The following is a 17740-nucleotide window of genomic DNA, read 5'->3' on the forward strand; positions in this document are numbered from 1 at the left end:
GGGCTAAAGGGGGATAAGAGATGAAAAAGTATTTTGTATTACTATTAATGTTTGTGTTATTCCTGGCCGGGTGCAACAGCGGAAAGCCTGCAAGCTCCAGCGATGGGGCGAAGGAATTAATATTTTGGAGCTTCGAAACGGAAAAAAGAGAGCAAATCCAAAAATCAGTTGAAGAATTCAATAGCTCCCATAAGGATATTCACATTAAAGCGGAATTCATTGAAAATGAAGCATTCAAGACGAAGATGAAAGTAGCTATGGCAGGAAATAAACTGCCGGATATATTTCCTTACTGGAGCGGGGCAACATTTGAAACATTAGTAGATGCGGGAGTGGTTGGAGATTTAACTGAGCATCTTGAACAAGATACTGAATTTAAAAATAAGGTACTACCAGGCGGATTAGAAACATTCAGCTATGATGGAAAGACATATGGCATTCCACTCACACTAAGTTCAGTTCAGCTATGGTACAACAAAGAAATCTTTGAAAAGAACGGATTAACACCTCCCAAAACATATGACGAGCTATTGGAAGTTATCGATAAGCTGAATGCGAAAAACATCACTCCGATTACAGTGTCCGGTAAGGATCGTTGGCCGGTACTTCATTGGTACTCTTATGTAGCACAGCGAATTGGCGGTAACGAACCTTTTGAAAAAGCAAAAAATGGCGAAACGGACTTTACGGAAGCAAGCTTTGTTGATGCGGGTGAAAAATTAAAAGAATTGGCGATTGAGAAAAAAGGTTTTGTCAATGGATTTCTCGGTATAGACAATTCGGCAGCTGGATCGGTGTTTATGAGCGGAAAAGCGGCCATGTACTTGCAAGGTGATTGGGCTCTTGCAGATTTTGTAAAAGATGAAGCATTCACGAAAAAAGTAGGATTTATTCCCTTCCCTAAAGTAGAAGGAGGAAATGACGATGAACACATATTCCACGGCGGCTTCGGATTCGGGTATGCGATTTCGGCTAAAGCTGATCAAAAAGCAGCATATGAAGCAATCAAATTTTTAAGCAGTGCTGAGCAAAGACAACAAATAACGGAAGCCGGCACTCCAAGTGCAATGAAAGATGTGGAGTTAGATCCAGCGAAAATGAATCCGCTAGTGTACGAATATTTGACATATGTTGGGGAAAATGCAAAAGGTTTCTTTGGCTATTATGATCAACAGCTTGATCCAAAACGTGCAGATCAGTTTTTAAATGTAACTTCTGCGATTGTTGGAAAGCCAGATGTTGATGTGAAGAAGGAATTAGGAACGATTATAAAGTAATAGCAATGATTCTATTAACTACTTCCGCATTCTCGCCATGCCATTCAGTTGAAGAGAATGCGGATATAATTTTACCTAAACATACGACTAGAATCATCCCGACCTGAAAGGACCTGTCATAAAAACCTGGCAAAGCAATTTCCATATAAAAATAAAAAGGAGAGGTTTTCTTGAAACTTGGTGTGTTTGCCGTTTTATTTTCTAAAAAGCCGCTGGAGGAAGCATTGGATTACATAAAAGAGAGCGGTCTCGATACAGTGGAAATCGGTACAGGCGGTTATGTAGGAGATGCTCATTGTAAGCCATCGGAACTTTTACATGACAAAGAAAAGTTAAAACGATTTAAACAGGCATTTGATTCCCGCGGAATTCAAATTAGTGCGCTAAGCTGTCACGGAAATCCGCTGCATCCGAACAAAAACATCGCAGCCGAATACCATCAAGCATTTCAGGATACTGTACGATTGGCGTCTAAGCTCGGAATTGAAAATGTGGTTACGTTTTCAGGGTGTCCGGGTGAATCTGACTACTCTTTGCATCCTGTATGGATCACATGTCCGTGGCCAAATGACTTTTCAGATGTAGTGAACTGGCAGTGGAATGAAAAGGTCATTCCGTATTGGAAAGAGCAGAACGAGTTTTTAAAGGAACATGGCGTAAGAGCTGCCATCGAACCTCATCCAGGCTTTGTGGTCTATAACACGGAAACATTGCTGCGCTTAAGAGCGGAATGCGGCGGGCAAATTGGGGCTAACTTCGATCCGAGCCATTACTTCTGGCAGGGAATGGATCCTGTTGCCTGCATTAAGGCATTAGGAAAAGAAAATGCGTTATATCACTTCCATGCCAAGGACACAAAAGTAGATGGGCAAAATAATCCGTTAAATGGAGTGCTGGATACAAAGAGTTACAGCGACCTTGCCAACCGCTCCTGGATTTTTAGAACAGTCGGCTACGGCCATGGCGAAGATACGTGGAGAGAAATCGTGAGTGCACTTCAAACCATCGGCTATGATGGAGCAATCAGCATTGAGCATGAAGATGGATTAATGAGTGTGGAAGAAGGATTTGGAAAAGCCGTCGCTTTTTTACGGGACAAAATCATTAAAGAAGGAGCTGTTGAGATGTGGTGGGCGTAAACAAAAAACAAATAAGAATTGGGATGATCGGCTACAAGTTTATGGGAAAAGCTCATTCTCATGCCTACAGAGATGTATCGTTCTATTTTGAAATAAATGTTGAGCCTGTTTTGCAGGCGGTGTGCGGCCGAAATGAAGAAGCTGTAAAAGAAGCGGCAGCCAAGATGGGCTGGCGAAGCTATGAGACAGACTGGAGAGCATTAATTGAGCGTGATGATATTGATTTAATTGATATTGTGACCCCTAATAACAGCCATACTGAAATTGCGATTGCGGCTGCTGAAGCAGGAAAGCATGTGTTTTGTGAAAAACCGCTGGCCATGACACTTGAGCAATCGAAGCGTATGTTAGAAGCAGTTGAGAAAAACGGTGTCATCCACATGATCAACCACAACTACCGTTTTGCTCCGGCAGTTCAATTGGCGAAAAAACTGATTGAAAGCGGACGGTTAGGCAAGATTTATCATGTTAGAGCTACATATTTGCAGGACTGGATCATGGATCCGCAGTTTCCTCTCGTCTGGCGCTTGAGCAAAGAAGTATGCGGCTCAGGCTCGCATGGCGACCTGGCAGCTCACAGCATTGATCTGGCAAGATTTTTAGTCGGTGAATTCAAAGAAGTTAGCGGTATATTAGAAACGTTCATTAAGCAGCGCCCGATTGTAGAAGACAGCTCCGGTTTAAGCGGAAAAGCCACTAGTGACAAAATGGGAGAAGTTGATGTAGACGATGTGAGTGTTTTCATCGCCCGGTTTGAAAGCGGTGCGATCGGTACGTTTGAAGCAACTCGTTTTGCAGGCGGGAATCGAAACGGCAACCGCATTGAGATTAATGGCGAAAAAGGCTCGATCCGTTGGGATATGGAGAATATGAACAACTTGCAAGTTTACTTTCATGATGATGAACCGGGTTTGCAGGGGTTTCGAACGATTAATTGTACAGAAGAAATCCATCCTTATGCGGGGGCTTATTGGCCGGCAGGTCATATTATCGGATATGAACATACGTTTATCAATCTGATCGTGGAGTTACTAAACGGCGTGGACAAAGGCTATAGCCCGCTGCCTAACTTTACCGACGGTGTAAGAAACCAGGCCGTACTGGAAGCTGTCGAGCAATCTTCCCGAACGAAACAGTGGGTTTCGATCTCAGATTTGCTTAAAAAATCAGAGCCATCTACAGTGGTTTAGGAACGTTTATGCATCTTGAGTGCAGCACTAGGGATAATGTCTATAAAGAATGTGAGGAGAAGACCAATGAAAAAAGCATTAATTGTTTGGGGTGGATGGGATGGTCATCAGCCAGACCTTGTTGCTCAGATTTTTGCAGGTATATTGCGGGAAGAAAACTTTGATGTCACGGTTTCCGATACATTAGACTCGTTTACAGATGCGGAAAGGATGGCCGCTCTTGATTTGATTGTCCCCGTCTGGACGATGGGAACAATTACGCAGGAACAGCTGCGGCCGTTGCTCGATACAGTACAAGCGGGCTGCGGCATTGCCGGCTGCCACGGCGGGATGGCAGATTCATTTCGCAATGAAGTTGAATACCAGTACATGGTCGGAGGGCAATGGGTAGCACATCCTGGCAATGACGGGGTATTATATGAAGTCAACATGACGGACCTGGAGAATCTGCTTACGAAAGGAATTGGCGATTTCGAGGTGAAATCTGAGAAATATTACATGCATATCGATCCTGCTGTTAAAGTTCATGCAACCACAAATTTCGATGAAGTGAAAATGCCGGTTGTTTGGACAAAAACATGGGGGCAAGGTAAGGTGTATTACAATAGCCTCGGCCATCAAGCTGACATTGTAGCCATGCCTCAAGTCACGGAAATGATGCGTCGCGGATTTTTATGGGCCGCTCGCTAATAAGTGGGGAGGAGTTAATCATGAAAAGAAGTAAAGTCGGGATTATAGGCTGCGGTAATATTAGCAGCATTTATTTTACCAATCTAAAGCAGTATCCAGAGGTTGAACTGGTGGCTTGTGCCGATTTGGATGTCGAACGCGCAAAGATGCGTGCAGAGGAATTCGGCTTGGAAAAAGCCTATACGGTGGATGAGATGCTTGCGGATCCTGAAATTGAGATTGCCGTTAATTTAACGATTCCCAAAGCACACGCTTTTGTATGTAAAAGTATCCTTCAAGCCGGAAAGCATGTTTATGTTGAAAAACCGCTGGCAGTGACCCGTGAGGAAGGACAGGAAATTTTAAGCCTTGCCAGGGAGAAAGGGCTGCGTGTGGCAAGTGCGCCAGAGACTTTTCTTGGAGGGGGCATTCAGACATGCCGCAAGCTCATAGACGAGGGGGCGATTGGCACCCCGGTTTCCGCTGCAGGATTTATGCTTTGCGGCGGACATGAGCACTGGCACCCGGATCCGGAGTTTTATTATGAAGTTGGCGGCGGTCCAATGTTTGATATGGGACCGTATTACTTAACTGCCTTTGTGACACTTCTCGGTCCAATCCGGCGTGTGACAGGGTCTGCGGTTATTTCGTATCCAGAGCGCACCATCACAAGTGAAAAGAAACGAGGAAAGAGAATTTTGGTGGAAACACCAACACATATTGCCGGTATCATCGATTTTGAGAATGGGGCAGTTGGCACACTGATTACGAGCTTTGACATAATGGCGGGCAGCACGCTGCCGAATATTGAGATTCACGGAAGCGAAGGTACGCTTCTTGTGCCCGACCCCAATCATTTCGGTGGTACAGTCAAGCTTCGCAAAGCCGGGAGTACGGAGTGGGAGGAGATCTCGTTCACGCACGGATACACGGATAATAACCGCGGAATCGGTATCGCCGATTTGGCAAGGGCCATCGCCGAAGGGGACGAGCATCGAGCTCATGGCGATATGGCGTATCATGTATTAGAGGCGATGCATGGGTTCCATGACGCCGCACGTGAAGGCAGGCATTATATGATGCAAAGCACTTGCAAACGCCCTGCTCCAATGCCGGCGGAAAATCAGTATGAGGAAATCAGGTAAAACACGATTCAGAAATATCCCTATTGATTCTAATTGATGAACTATTACAGCTAATGATTGTCTCATTACAAATGCTTTAAAGATTGGTAGTATATTTTGTAACCGTATACAAACGGGATGAAGGAGATGTTTAAAAGCTGCTGTGTTCCGTTTAGTTGAAAGCAAATCATTTATTATTCTCAATTCAAACACAACTATATGTTAAGGAGAGTCAAAGATGAAAAAGTATTTTGTATTACTATTGATGTTTACATTTCTCATTGCCGGGTGCAGCAGCGGCAAGTCCACTACCTCTAACAGCGGCGGTGAAGGAGTAAAGGAACTTACATTATGGAGTGTTGAAACAGACAGAAAGCCATTTGTTGAGAAATCAATCGAAAAATTTAATGCTTCTCATAAAGATATCCAAATTAAAGCAGAGTTCTTTGAAGATGAGGCATATAAAACAAAAATGAAGGTCGCCCTTGCAGGGAATAAAATGCCGGATTTATTTACTTACTGGAGTGGAGAGACATTTAAAACATTAGTGGATGCGGGGGCAGTTGGGGACATAACAAAATACCTCAATCAAGATGCTTCTTTTAAGGACAACATGCTTCCGGGAGGCTGGGACGCGTATACATTTGATGGAAAGACATATGGCATTCCGTATTCTTTAAATTCCGTTGCATTATGGTATAACAAGGAAATCTTTGAAAAGAACGGGTTAACACCGCCAAAGACGTACGATGAGCTGTTAGAAGTGGTTGATAAGCTAAACGCGAAAAATATTACTCCAATTACAGTAGCGGGGAAAGATCGCTGGCCGGTTCTTCATTGGTATGCTTATTTAGCACAGCGAATCGGCGGCACTGAGCCATTCGACAAGGCGAAAAAGGGTGAAACAAATTTTGCAGAGGGAAGTTTTGTTGAAGCCGGTGAAAAGTTGAAAGAGTTGGCAATCGAGAAAAAAGGCTTTGTGAATGGATTTCTTGGACTAGACTATGCTGCTGCCGGATCTATTTTTACAAGCGGAAAAGCGGCTATGTATTTGCAAGGAGACTGGGCGATTTCTGAATTTGTGAAAGATGAGGCATTTGCCAAAAAAGTCGGATTTGTTCCATTTCCTGCAGTAGAGGGCGGAAGCAGCGATCAACAAATCTATCATGGCGGTTTTGGAAACGGTTATGCAATATCAGCCAAAACGGATCAAGATGCCGCATTCGAAGCGATTAAATTTTTAAGTAGTGCTGAAGAAAGAAAGCCGATAGCGGAGGAGCTTGGAGTAACGAGCGCAATGGCAAACGTTGAATTGGATCAATCAAATATGAATCCGTTAGCGTACGAATATTTAACATATATTAGTGAAAATGCACAAGGATTCTTTGGCTACTACGATCAACAGCTTGATCCAAAACGTGCAGATCAGTTTATGAATATCACTTCTGCTATTGTTGGAAAATCTGATGTTAACGTGAAGAAGGAATTGGAAAGCATTCAAAAGTGATAGATTTATAGCACTTTATTCACAGCTCTTTACAATAAATGAATCATGTTGGGGGAGTGTCCCGCATCTAAGTCTTCAATCTGAAGATAGGGGACTTCCCCTTTAATGCAAGCTCAAACAAATTCTCAAAAGGAACTTTACGGAAATGGAGGAGGAACTGGCATGACAATGATTTCTAATCCAATCTTACCTGGATTTAATCCCGATCCCTCTATTTTAAGAGTAGGGGAGGACTATTACATAGCAACATCTACGTTTGAATGGTTTCCCGGCGTACAAATTCACCATTCAAAGGATCTAGTAAACTGGCGATTGTTAACTTATCCTTTAACCCGCATATCCCAAGTAAATATGGAGGGAAATATCAATTCAGGAGGAGTATGGGCCCCATGTCTAAGCTATTCGGACGGTACCTTTTATCTTATTTACACGGACGTGAAAAGCAGACAGGGTGCGTTTAAGGATACCCATAATTATCTTATAACAGCCAAAGATATTATGGGACCATGGTCGGAGCCCATTTACTTAAACAGCAGCGGATTTGATCCGTCACTCTTTCATGATGAGGATGGGTCAAAGTGGCTTGTGAATATGCTTTGGGATCATCGCAAAGGGAAGAACAAATTTGCGGGAATTGTCATTCAAGAGTTTTCGATTGAAGAGCAAAAATTGATAGGTCCAGTAAGAAAGATTTTTAAAGGTACGGAACTGAAACTAACAGAAGGACCACATTTGTATAAAGCGAATGGATATTACTACTTAATGACGGCAGAAGGAGGAACTGAATATAACCATGCGGTAACAATGGCAAGATCGAAAACTCTTTTTGGTCCTTATGAAGTAGATCCGCAAAATCCCATTCTCACATCCTCTCGCTCTCCTGAATTGGAGCTTCAAAAAGCGGGGCATGCGAGTCTTGTTGAAACCCATACTGGAGAGTGGTATTTAGCCCATTTATGCGGCCGTCCCGTTAAGGACAAGTACTGCAATTTAGGGAGAGAAACAGCCATTCAGCGCTGCTGCTGGACAGAGGATTCCTGGCTGCGGATTGAAGGAGGAGGCAGAGAACCGCTTGTAGAGGTCAAGGCACCGGATATCGAACCTTATCCTTTTGAAGCTGTCCCTGAAAAAGATGATTTTGAACATACTGAATTAAATATTCATTGGAGTACCTTAAGACTTCCTGCGGATCCAACATGGCTTTCATTGACTGAACGTCGCGGGTACTTGCGGTTAAAAGGAAGAGAGTCAATGAGTTCACTGCATAAACAAAGCATGGTAGCTCGGAGACAACAAAGTTTTTACTGTGAAGCTGAGACAGAGGTGGAGTTCGATCCCGAGCACTTTCAGCAAATGGCAGGCCTTATTTTGTATTATGATTCAGAAGATTATGTCTATTTGTATATCAGCCGCGATGAGAATCTTGGAAAGTACCTTGGAATCATTCAATCTAAAGGCGGTCAATATGATGAATTATTGGAGAGGAATATTTCTATTGACGGTGCTGAATGCTGCAAGCTAAAGGCAGTTATTGAAAGAGAGTGGCTGCAATTCTTCTACTCTCTTCATGAAGACGAGTGGCATAAGATTGGAACTCCTATCGACATCAGTCATCTTTCAGACGAAGGCAGCGACTATATTCGATTTACCGGGACTTTTATAGGCATGTGTGTTCAAGATTTAAGCGGTACAAAAAAGCATGCGGACTTTGATTATTTTATTTACAAGGAAAATGATAAGGATCACAAGGAGGCTGCAGGAGCCGGAGTAGCTAAAGCGGTATTAGGAGACTTGTAGAAGCCGATGAATAGCGATAGTGGAATAGACGGGTATCAGCCGCTTAGGTCTATTGAATTCAGAATAGTGTTTACTTTTATGCGTCGAATTATCTAAATCGATTTATATAATGGGAAATTTAGGAGGTTATTGTATGCGAATTATTCGTTTTTCAAATAAGCAATCGAATTCTAACCTGGCTGCTGTGACAGATGAGAATCAAATCTACGCTTTGCCTTATCAGGATTTTCTTGAACTCGTTCATATAGCTGAACAAAAACAAACAACACCATTAACGTTAGTGACAGACATCATTTCCGCTTCCTCTCCGATAGAGGAAAAGATAGAGGAATTGCATCTTTTTACGCCGATTAATGCTCCAGAGGTATGGGCGTCTGGAGTAACATACGAAAGAAGCAAGAATGCTAGAAACTATGAGGCGACAGGCGGAAAGCTGGATGCGACGACTTTCTATGATAAGGTATATGATGCCGAACGGCCTGAAATCTTCTTGAAATCTACCTCTGCCCGCACGGTAGGGCCAAATGACCCTGTTTATTTGCGCAGCGATTCTGTCTGGCAAATCCCGGAGCCGGAGCTTGGGCTGGTCATTGACAAAGAGGGAGAAATTCTAGGTTATACGATTGGCAACGACATGAGCTGCCGGGATATTGAAGGGGAAAATCCGTTGTATTTGCCGCAGGCGAAAATATGGAGAAATTCTTGTTCGATTGGACCTGCTATTCGTTTAGCTGAAACGGTGAAAGATCCTTATGACTTCCAAATCGTATGCAAGATTTATCGTGATGGCCAGCTTGCTGTTCAAGGAGAGGCAAGCACAGGACAATTAAAAAGAAAGTTCGAGGAGCTTGTTTCTTATCTCGTGAAAGATAACGAAGTGTTTGATGGCACGATTCTTCTAACGGGTACATGCATCGTGCCTCCAAATGAGTTCACACTCGAAGAAGGAGACGAAATTGAGATTGAAATTTCGCAAATAGGGGTCCTTAACAATCCAGTAAAATCTCAACCTATTCAATTACTGTCCGTAAACTAACATTTTGGCTAATAAAATGGCTGATTTACTTGAAGGGGGAATCTACAATATGACGGATTCCCCCATATTTTAACAAGAACAATTAAAAGAAGGATGGGATAAGAATGACAGTAACAACAGAAGCAAAAACGTTTATGAATTATATAAATGGAGAATGGGAGGCTTCTTCAACCAATCAAGTGATTGCGAGTATAAATCCAGCCAATAAAAATGAAATCGTTGGATATGTTCAAAACTCTTCCAAAGAGGACTTAGATCTAGCAGTTGCAGCTGCGAAAAAGGCACAAATCGAATGGAAAAAGCTAACAGGAGCGGTGAGAGGACAATATCTTTACAATGTGGCGAATGCGATGGAAAAGCGTCTTGGTGAAATTGCGGAGTGCGCGACTCGTGAAATGGGCAAAACGTTAGCAGAAGCTAAAGGAGAAACGACCCGCGGTATTGCCATTCTTCGTTATTATGCTGGTGAAGGAATGAGAAAAGTGGGAGACGTTATTCCTGCTACGGATAATGAAGCTCTCATGTTCACGACAAGAACTCCATTAGGGGTAGTGGGCGTTATTACACCATGGAACTTTCCGGTGGCCATTCCGATTTGGAAAATGGCTCCTGCCTTGATTTACGGAAACACTGTAGTGATTAAACCGGCCACAGAAACGGCCGTGACATGTGCTAAAATCGTCGAGTGCTTTGAAGAGGCCGAGTTACCTGCCGGTGTACTCAATATGGTGACAGGTTCAGGTTCTGTTATTGGACAAGGAATTGCCGATCACCCTGATATTAACGGCATTACGTTCACCGGCTCAAATGGTGTAGGCAAAAAAATCGGGCAGGCAGCTTTGGCCCGCGGGGCAAAATACCAGCTGGAGATGGGAGGTAAAAACCCTGTTATCGTAGCAGCGGATGCTGATCTGGATTTAGCGGTGGAAGCGACCATCAGTGGAGCGTTCCGTTCAACAGGCCAAAAATGTACGGCTACCAGCCGAGTTATTGTCCAAAGCGATGTGTATGAAGCATTCAAAGAAAAACTATTGGCTAAAACAAACGAAATTACCATTGGGGATGGTTTAACAGAAGGAATTTGGATGGGGCCTTGCGCGAATGATAATCAATTAAAAACCGTTCTTTCTTATATCGAAAAAGGAGTAGAGGAAGGAGCGACCCTTCTTTTAGGCGGGGAGCAATTGAAAGAGAGTGACTACGAGCATGGATTTTACGTGCAGCCGACAATTTTTGAAAACGTAACCACAGACATGGCGATTGCCCAGGAAGAGATTTTTGGTCCGGTGATTGCCCTCATGAAGGTAGATTCCATCAAAGAGGCTCTTGAGATTGCAAACGATGTTCAATATGGACTAAGTGCATCCATTTTCACTACGAATATCGGACATATGCTTTCATTTATCAATGACATGGATGCAGGCCTTGTGCGCATTAACGCAGAAAGCGCAGGAGTAGAGCTGCAGGCTCCATTCGGCGGCATGAAGCAATCCAGTTCACACTCCCGCGAGCAGGGTGAGGCAGCAAAAGAATTTTTCACTTCCATTAAGACCGTATTCGTTAAGTCATAAAAAGATAGATAAAAAGCGAGGAGCTGGATACGATGAGTGAGCAGTTAACTTATATTATGGGAGCAGACAGGGAGGAGTTGTACCGGGTCCAGTCAAATGCTCCCGGTCCTTCCGGTTCTCTTCCGTTAACGCCGGATATGCTGCTAAATTCTCCAAGCGGGGATTTGTTTGGGTTAACCCAAAATGTCGGCATGGGGTGGAACCCTGGTGAATTGTTGGGAAAACAAGTTCTTATTCTCAGTACCCAAGGAGGAATTCGCGCTGAAGATGGCACCCCGATTGCGTTGGGATACCACACAGGGCACTGGGAAGTCGGATTGCTTATGAGGGCGGCTGCAGAAGAAATCAGGGAAAAAGGAGGCGTACCGTTTGCCGGTTTTGTGAGTGACCCGTGTGATGGAAGGTCTCAAGGAACCACAGGGATGTTCGACTCCTTCCCTTACCGTAACGATGCCGCTATCGTTTATCGCAGACTAATTCGCTCCTTGCCAACACGCAAGGCTGTTATTGGTGTGGCTACTTGTGATAAAGGTCTCCCCGCTACGATGCTTGCGCTGGCTGCGATGCACGATTTGCCTTGCATTATTATTCCTGGCGGCGTGACTCTTCCGCCGACCAATGGGGAAGATGCTGCAAAGATTCAAACGATTGGTGCCCGTTATGCTCAAAACGAACTGTCTTTAGAGGATGCTGCTGATTTAGGATGCAGAGCTTGCGCCACACCGGGAGGAGGATGTCAGTTTCTCGGAACGGCGGCCACTTCCCAAGTGGTAGCTGAGGCTTTAGGAATGTCTTTGCCTCATTCCGCTTTAGCCCCATCCGGTCAGCCGATTTGGGAGGAGATGGCCCGTCAGTCTGCCAGGGCGGTGATTACGATGGAATCGAAAGGCTTGCGGATGAGAGATATTTTAACAGATGCCGCCATTAAAAATGCCATGGTTGTACATGCTGCTTTCGGAGGCTCGACGAACTTGCTGCTCCATATTCCGGCCATTGCCCATGCCGCTAAGTTAAACATTCCGACGGTTCAGGATTGGAGCCGTATTAATAGAGAAGTGCCGCGCTTAGTAAGCGTTTTGCCTAATGGACCAGTACATCATCCGACTGTTCGAGCATTCATGGCCGGCGGAGTGCCGGAAGTGATGCTGCATCTCCGCAGATTTGGCGTGCTGGAAGAGTCTGTTCTTACCGTCACCGGGGAAAAGCTGGGGACTGTATTAGACTGGTGGGAATCATCAGAACGCCGGGCTGAAATTCGAAACCGGCTCAAACAAACAGATGGAGTAGACCCTGATGATGTCATTATGAATCCGGATCGAGCAAAAGCACGCGGATTAACGTCTACTGTCACGTTCCCAACTGGAAATATTGCCCCTGAGGGATCGGTCATCAAATCTACTGCGATTGATCCAGCTGTTGTGGATGAAGACGGAGTGTATCGCCACACAGGCAAAGCGAAAGTCTTTACATCTGAAAAAGCAGCCATTTCTGCAATTAAAAAGGGAGAGATTGAAGCTGGAGACATCATGGTTGTAATGGGGCGCGGCCCTTCCGGATCAGGAATGGAAGAAACATATCAGCTGACTTCAGCCCTAAAGCATTTATCGTTCGGGAAATATGTTTCTCTCATCACGGATGCGCGATTTTCAGGGGTTTCCACGGGTGCGTGTATAGGACATATCGGTCCTGAGGCATTAGCGGACGGTCCTGTCGGCAAGCTGCGGACTGGAGATGTGATTGAAATCATAGTAGACCGCAATAAGCTGGAAGGAAGTCTTCATTTTATTGGGGAAGAGAATCGAATCTTCACTCCGGGAGAAGGCGCGAAGATTCTGGCAGAGCGAGAACGGCATCCGGATTTAGAACCAGATCCGGATTTACCGGATGATACCCGCTTGTGGGCTGCATTGCAGTCAGTCAGCGGTGGCACCTGGAAAGGAAGCGTCTATGATGTCGATCAAATCATTAAAGTATTAGAAGTGGGTAAAAAGGCACTGCAATTCGAAGCAGTTCAGGGGGATACTGGTAATTTGACTGTTAAATGAAAGGGGGAAATGAGTTGAAATATCGCCGTTTAGGTAACACGGAATTACAAGTTAGTGAAATAAGTTTCGGTACGTGGGCAATAGGAGGCTCTTGGGGAAAGACAGATGATGAAGAGGCTTTAAGAGGCTTACATACGGCTATGGAAGCAGGAGTCAATTTCTTTGATACGGCAGACGTGTACGGGGATGGCCATAGCGAGGAATTATTGGCGAAAGCGACAAAAGGAAAAGAAGACGATATTCATATTGCTACCAAGTTCTGCCGTACAGGCGATATATACGATTCCAAAACATATTCAGAGGAAACAGTCCGCGCATATTGTGAGGCAAGCTTGCAGCGTTTAAACAGGGAGTGTATTGATCTTTACCAAATCCACTGCCCGCCTTTAGAAATACTAAAAAGTGGGCAGGTCTTTGAAGTCCTCGATAAATTACAGCAAGAAGGCAAAATTCGCTACTATGGAGTTAGTGTGGAAACAGTAGAAGAAGGGCTATTTTGTCTTACGAACCCGAACGTAAAAGCTTTACAAGTAATATTTAATATTTTTAGACAAAAACCATTGGAAAAGCTATTCCTGGAAGCACAGGAACGTGGAGTTGGTATATTAGCGCGTGTTCCTCTGGCGAGCGGATTATTAACAGGGAAATTCAGCAAGCGAACGAGTTTTGAAGCGGATGACCATCGCTCGTTTAACCGGAATGGGGAGCAGTTTAACGTGGGAGAAACATTTGCAGGCCTTGAATTTCAAAAAGGCGTCGAACTCAGTGAACAGCTCCAATGGATTGCCGGCAATAGAGGAAATATGACAAGAGCCGCATTGCGCTGGATTCTCGATCATGACTCGGTAACATGTGTTATTCCCGGTTTTAAGACAGTGAAACAAGTAAACGACAATTTACAAGCGATAGAGGTTCCATCATATAGTGCAGAAGAAATCGATCGCTTAACCGAGTTTTATAGAAATGAAATTCATCCGTATATACGGGGAGCGTATTGAATTTCACACATGGATAGTAAATGAAAGTGATGAACAGGAACTCCTTTAGGCGTGGAAAATCAAAACTCCTTTAATCCCTCCCGCTTAAAGGAGTATTTTTTATGTTATCGATCATGGGTTAATAAAAATGCCAAGGAGAGGCATGGTGATAGGGGGGGCTAAAGAAAGTTCGCTGCAGAACGAAACCCAATATTGAACGTGGAGTGTTCTATCCCATCAGTGATATACTATGGGGGTCATACTGCCCGTTAATGCGGGGGCATTATTGAATGGAGGAATACATATACATGATCAGATTCGGTGTCATCGGAACAAACTGGATAACAGAGAGATTCATTCAAGCAGCAAGTGAGATAGAGGATTTTGCTTTAACAGCTGTTTATTCGCGGACAGAAGAACGGGCAAAAGAATTTGCAGCAAAGTTCGATATTCAAACGACATTCACAGATTTAGAAAGCATGGCCAAAAGCAAGGAAATCGATGCGGTCTATATTGCCAGCCCGAACTGTTTTCACGCCGAGCAGGCCATTATGTACATGAATCATGGCAAGCATGTTTTATGCGAAAAACCGATGGCTTCCAATGCAGCGGAAGTGCAAGAAATGATTACGGCTGCAAAAGCAAACAACGTGTTATTAATGGAGGCATTAAAAACGACACTTCTTCCTAACTTTAAAAGCATTCGGGATCATCTACATAAAATAGGAACTATTCGCCGATATGCTGCAAGCTATTGTCAATATTCTTCCCGATACGATGCCTATAAGGAAGGAATCGTTTTGAATGCGTTTAATCCGGCACTTTCAAATGGTTCTTTAATGGATATTGGGGTTTATTGCATCTACCCGATGGTCGTATTATTTGGAAAGCCGAAGACGGTCAAAGCAACTGGAGTCTTGCTTGATTCGGGAGCGGACGGAGAAGGCAGCATTCTTTTTCAATATGAAGAACAAGATGCGGTTGTCATGTATTCAAAAATAACAAACTCTTATTTGCCAGCCGAAATTCAAGGGGAGAATGGCAGCATCATCATAGATAAAATTCACACCCCGGAAAAAGTGGAAATACGCTACAACGATGGTCGTGTTGAAGATATTACCGAGCCGCAGGCAAGTAATGCGATGTATTATGAGACGAAAGAATTTATCGAACTAATTCAAAATGGAAACTTTGAATCTTCTATCAATTCCTATGCCAACTCGTTAATAACTGCCGAACTTATGGACGAAGCAAGAAAACAAATCGGACTTGTCTTCCAGGCGGATGAAGGATGCAATCTGTAAGGTATTCAGCATTCCTATACTCATGCGTTATAAGCATTTTTTTCAATAAGGTAAAACCTCGCTGCAAATGATGTAAACGAGGTTTTATCTCCCCACTTAGCTACAATAAAAATCTGAACTACATCTGCATCATTATAACTTAACAAAGTTATATGATGGTCCTCTTTTAGGCCTTTCTCCAAAGTGCTCTTCACCAATACCAGCTGTTTTCAATGTTGCCGGAATTTCCAATGGAGTTAAAGAATGGTTTCGCTTTTCTGAAAAAGCGTCTTGAAGCCAGATGGTTTCTTGTTCTAATTTGAATCGTACTTTTATTGTTTAGAAAATCAAGAGAAGCAAGGGGATTCAAGTAAGTTTAGAGCCTGGAGAAGGAGAATTGATTCTGGTTTGTTAGGAATTTCTTTGTGTAACCTTCAAATTAAGTTGTGGCGTTTTTTAGGTAATATTCGTTCGGAATTTAGTGAATAATTCTCAGTTCCTTATATTTACAACTAAAATTCCCTGAAAATTTTAAAAAAACTATTGAAAAAAGTGATTATTTTTTATAAGATGAAATCAAGTTAGTTTATCCAAACAACAAACTAACAAAAATCTTCGTTTATTGTTTGGAGATAGATTATTTTTCAATATGAATGATTTCATTTTAATTTAGAAGTTAAATGTTTCAATATCGTATCTAAATGAAGGAGGAAACAACATGGCTCAATCTTATACAGATGTAAGAAACTATTTTGGAAGCGTAAACAAAGTGGCGTATGAAGGAAAGGATTCGAAAAATCCTTTAGCGTTTAAATACTATAACCCGGAAGAGGTTGTAGGCGGCAAAACGATGAAAGAACAGCTGCGTTTTTCGATTGCTTACTGGCATACGTTTACGGCAGATGGGACGGATCCATTCGGTGCAGCAACCATGCAAAGACCGTGGAATCGCTATACAGGAATGGATCTGGCAAAAGCGAGAGTCGAAGCTTCCTTTGAACTGTATGAAAAATTGGGTGCTCCGTTCTTTGCGTTCCATGACCGGGATATTGCACCGGAAGGAAGCACGTTAAGAGAAACGAACCAAAATTTAGATGTCATCGTTGGGATGATTAAAGATTATATGAAAACAAGCAACGTGAAATTACTGTGGAACACGGCCAATATGTTTACAAATCCGCGTTTCGTTCATGGCGCTGCGACTTCCTGCAATGCGGATGTGTTTGCATATGCGGCGGCACAAGTGAAAAAAGGGTTAGAAACAGCGAAGGAACTTGGCTCAGGGAACTATGTGTTCTGGGGCGGCCGTGAAGGGTATGAAACCTTATTAAACACTGACCTAAAACTGGAGCTTGATAACCTGGCCAGATTTATGCATATGGCGGTGGATTATGCGAAAGAAATCGGCTATACAGGACAGTTTTTAATTGAACCGAAGCCGAAAGAGCCGACGACTCACCAATATGATACAGATGCGGCGACAACGATTGCCTTTTTAAAACAATACGGCTTAGAGAACCATTTCAAATTAAACCTGGAAGCCAACCATGCGACGTTAGCGGGGCATACATTTGAACATGAATTGCGGACGGCAAGAGTAAACGGCCTTCTCGGATCCGTTGACGCCAACCAGGGTGATCCGCTTTTAGGCTGGGATACGGATGAGTTCCCGACAGATTTATACTCGACGACGTTAGCGATGTACGAAATCCTGCAAAACGGCGGATTAGGAAGCGGCGGATTAAACTTCGATGCGAAGGTCAGAAGAGCTTCCTTTGAGCCGGAAGATTTAGTGTATGCCCATGTTGCGGGGATGGATGCCTTCGCAAAAGGATTGAAAGTTGCACATAAATTGATCGAAGACCGTGTATTTGAAGATGTGATTCAAAACCGTTACCGCAGCTATACAGAGGGAATCGGACTGGACATTGTGGAAGGAAGAGCCAACTTCCGCACACTTGAGCAATATGCGATGAACAATGACTCCATTAAAAACGAGTCCGGCAGACAAGAGCGATTGAAAGCGATTTTAAATCAATACATCTTAGAAGTGTAAAAGATTAAAGGGGAAAGACCCAAAGCATAATAAAAAGATACGATTGGAATCTTTCCCTCGGACCCGTCA

General features: G+C 43.6%; 13 protein-coding genes. All 13 read left to right on the forward strand.

What is annotated here, in order from left to right; all coding sequences use genetic code 11:
- Positions 1-20: 20 nt before the first annotated feature.
- The 13 genes from BK575_RS03885 to xylA all read left to right on the forward strand — a co-directional run bounded on the left by BK575_RS03885 (position 21) and on the right by xylA (position 17671).
- A complete protein-coding gene (locus tag BK575_RS03885; protein WP_078408983.1) occupies positions 21-1277 on the forward strand; it encodes an ABC transporter substrate-binding protein in 1257 nt (418 codons plus the stop codon).
- 170 nt (positions 1278-1447) lie between these two features.
- The gene (locus BK575_RS03890; RefSeq protein ID WP_078408984.1) at positions 1448-2416 is read left to right on the forward strand and encodes a sugar phosphate isomerase/epimerase family protein; all 969 of its coding nucleotides are present in this window, start codon (positions 1448-1450) and stop codon (positions 2414-2416) included.
- A 23-nt stretch (positions 2417-2439) separates the two neighbouring features.
- Positions 2440-3606, forward strand: a complete 1167-nt coding sequence (locus tag BK575_RS03895) for a Gfo/Idh/MocA family protein (protein ID WP_078414629.1) — start codon at positions 2440-2442, stop codon at positions 3604-3606.
- Between the two features lie 66 nt (positions 3607-3672).
- The gene (locus BK575_RS03900) at positions 3673-4296 is read left to right on the forward strand and encodes a ThuA domain-containing protein (protein ID WP_139367964.1); all 624 of its coding nucleotides are present in this window, start codon (positions 3673-3675) and stop codon (positions 4294-4296) included.
- 20 nt (positions 4297-4316) lie between these two features.
- Positions 4317-5420, forward strand: a complete 1104-nt coding sequence (locus BK575_RS03905; protein ID WP_204524854.1) for a Gfo/Idh/MocA family protein — start codon at positions 4317-4319, stop codon at positions 5418-5420.
- 217 nt (positions 5421-5637) lie between these two features.
- The gene (locus BK575_RS03910; protein ID WP_078408985.1) at positions 5638-6906 is read left to right on the forward strand and encodes an ABC transporter substrate-binding protein; all 1269 of its coding nucleotides are present in this window, start codon (positions 5638-5640) and stop codon (positions 6904-6906) included.
- A gap of 162 nt (positions 6907-7068) precedes the next feature.
- Entirely contained in the window at positions 7069-8703 is a 1635-nt protein-coding gene (locus tag BK575_RS03915) for a glycoside hydrolase family 43 protein (protein WP_078414631.1), read from the forward strand.
- Between the two features lie 133 nt (positions 8704-8836).
- Positions 8837-9739 carry a fumarylacetoacetate hydrolase family protein gene (locus tag BK575_RS03920; protein ID WP_078408986.1) on the forward strand — a complete coding sequence of 301 codons (903 nt, stop codon included), beginning with the start codon at positions 8837-8839 and terminating at the stop codon, positions 9737-9739.
- A 104-nt stretch (positions 9740-9843) separates the two neighbouring features.
- Complete coding sequence (gene gucD / locus BK575_RS03925) at positions 9844-11310, forward strand: alpha-ketoglutaric semialdehyde dehydrogenase GucD (protein WP_078408987.1); 1467 nt, start codon at positions 9844-9846, stop codon at positions 11308-11310.
- 32 nt (positions 11311-11342) lie between these two features.
- A complete protein-coding gene (locus BK575_RS03930) occupies positions 11343-13355 on the forward strand; it encodes a YjhG/YagF family D-xylonate dehydratase (RefSeq protein ID WP_078408988.1) in 2013 nt (670 codons plus the stop codon).
- A 14-nt stretch (positions 13356-13369) separates the two neighbouring features.
- Positions 13370-14353 (forward strand): aldo/keto reductase, encoded by a 984-nt coding sequence (locus BK575_RS03935; RefSeq protein ID WP_078414632.1) that lies wholly within the window; start codon positions 13370-13372, stop codon positions 14351-14353.
- Between the two features lie 287 nt (positions 14354-14640).
- Positions 14641-15636, forward strand: a complete 996-nt coding sequence (locus tag BK575_RS03940; protein WP_078408989.1) for a Gfo/Idh/MocA family protein — start codon at positions 14641-14643, stop codon at positions 15634-15636.
- Between the two features lie 697 nt (positions 15637-16333).
- The gene (gene xylA / locus BK575_RS03945) at positions 16334-17671 is read left to right on the forward strand and encodes a xylose isomerase (protein ID WP_078408990.1); all 1338 of its coding nucleotides are present in this window, start codon (positions 16334-16336) and stop codon (positions 17669-17671) included.
- The last annotated feature ends 69 nt before the right edge of the window (positions 17672-17740 follow it).

Origin of the sequence: Priestia abyssalis, assembly GCF_002019595.1 — a bacterium.
GTDB lineage: Bacteria > Bacillota > Bacilli > Bacillales > Bacillaceae_H > Bacillus_BA > Bacillus_BA abyssalis.

Excerpts from the sequence above, each read along its gene's own strand:
- BK575_RS03905 (WP_204524854.1), top strand. The coding sequence starts at position 4,317 with ATGAAAAGAAGTAAAGTCGGGATTATAGGCTGCGGTAATATTAGCAGC.
- BK575_RS03915 (WP_078414631.1), top strand. The coding sequence starts at position 7,069 with ATGACAATGATTTCTAATCCAATCTTACCTGGATTTAATCCCGATCCC.
- BK575_RS03930 (WP_078408988.1), top strand. The coding sequence starts at position 11,343 with ATGAGTGAGCAGTTAACTTATATTATGGGAGCAGACAGGGAGGAGTTG.
- BK575_RS03910 (WP_078408985.1), top strand. The coding sequence starts at position 5,638 with ATGAAAAAGTATTTTGTATTACTATTGATGTTTACATTTCTCATTGCC.
- BK575_RS03900 (WP_139367964.1), top strand. The coding sequence starts at position 3,673 with ATGAAAAAAGCATTAATTGTTTGGGGTGGATGGGATGGTCATCAGCCA.
- xylA (WP_078408990.1), top strand. The coding sequence starts at position 16,334 with ATGGCTCAATCTTATACAGATGTAAGAAACTATTTTGGAAGCGTAAAC.
- gucD (WP_078408987.1), top strand. The coding sequence starts at position 9,844 with ATGACAGTAACAACAGAAGCAAAAACGTTTATGAATTATATAAATGGA.
- BK575_RS03895 (WP_078414629.1), top strand. The coding sequence starts at position 2,440 with ATGATCGGCTACAAGTTTATGGGAAAAGCTCATTCTCATGCCTACAGA.
- BK575_RS03940 (WP_078408989.1), top strand. The coding sequence starts at position 14,641 with ATGATCAGATTCGGTGTCATCGGAACAAACTGGATAACAGAGAGATTC.
- BK575_RS03885 (WP_078408983.1), top strand. The coding sequence starts at position 21 with ATGAAAAAGTATTTTGTATTACTATTAATGTTTGTGTTATTCCTGGCC.
- BK575_RS03920 (WP_078408986.1), top strand. The coding sequence starts at position 8,837 with ATGCGAATTATTCGTTTTTCAAATAAGCAATCGAATTCTAACCTGGCT.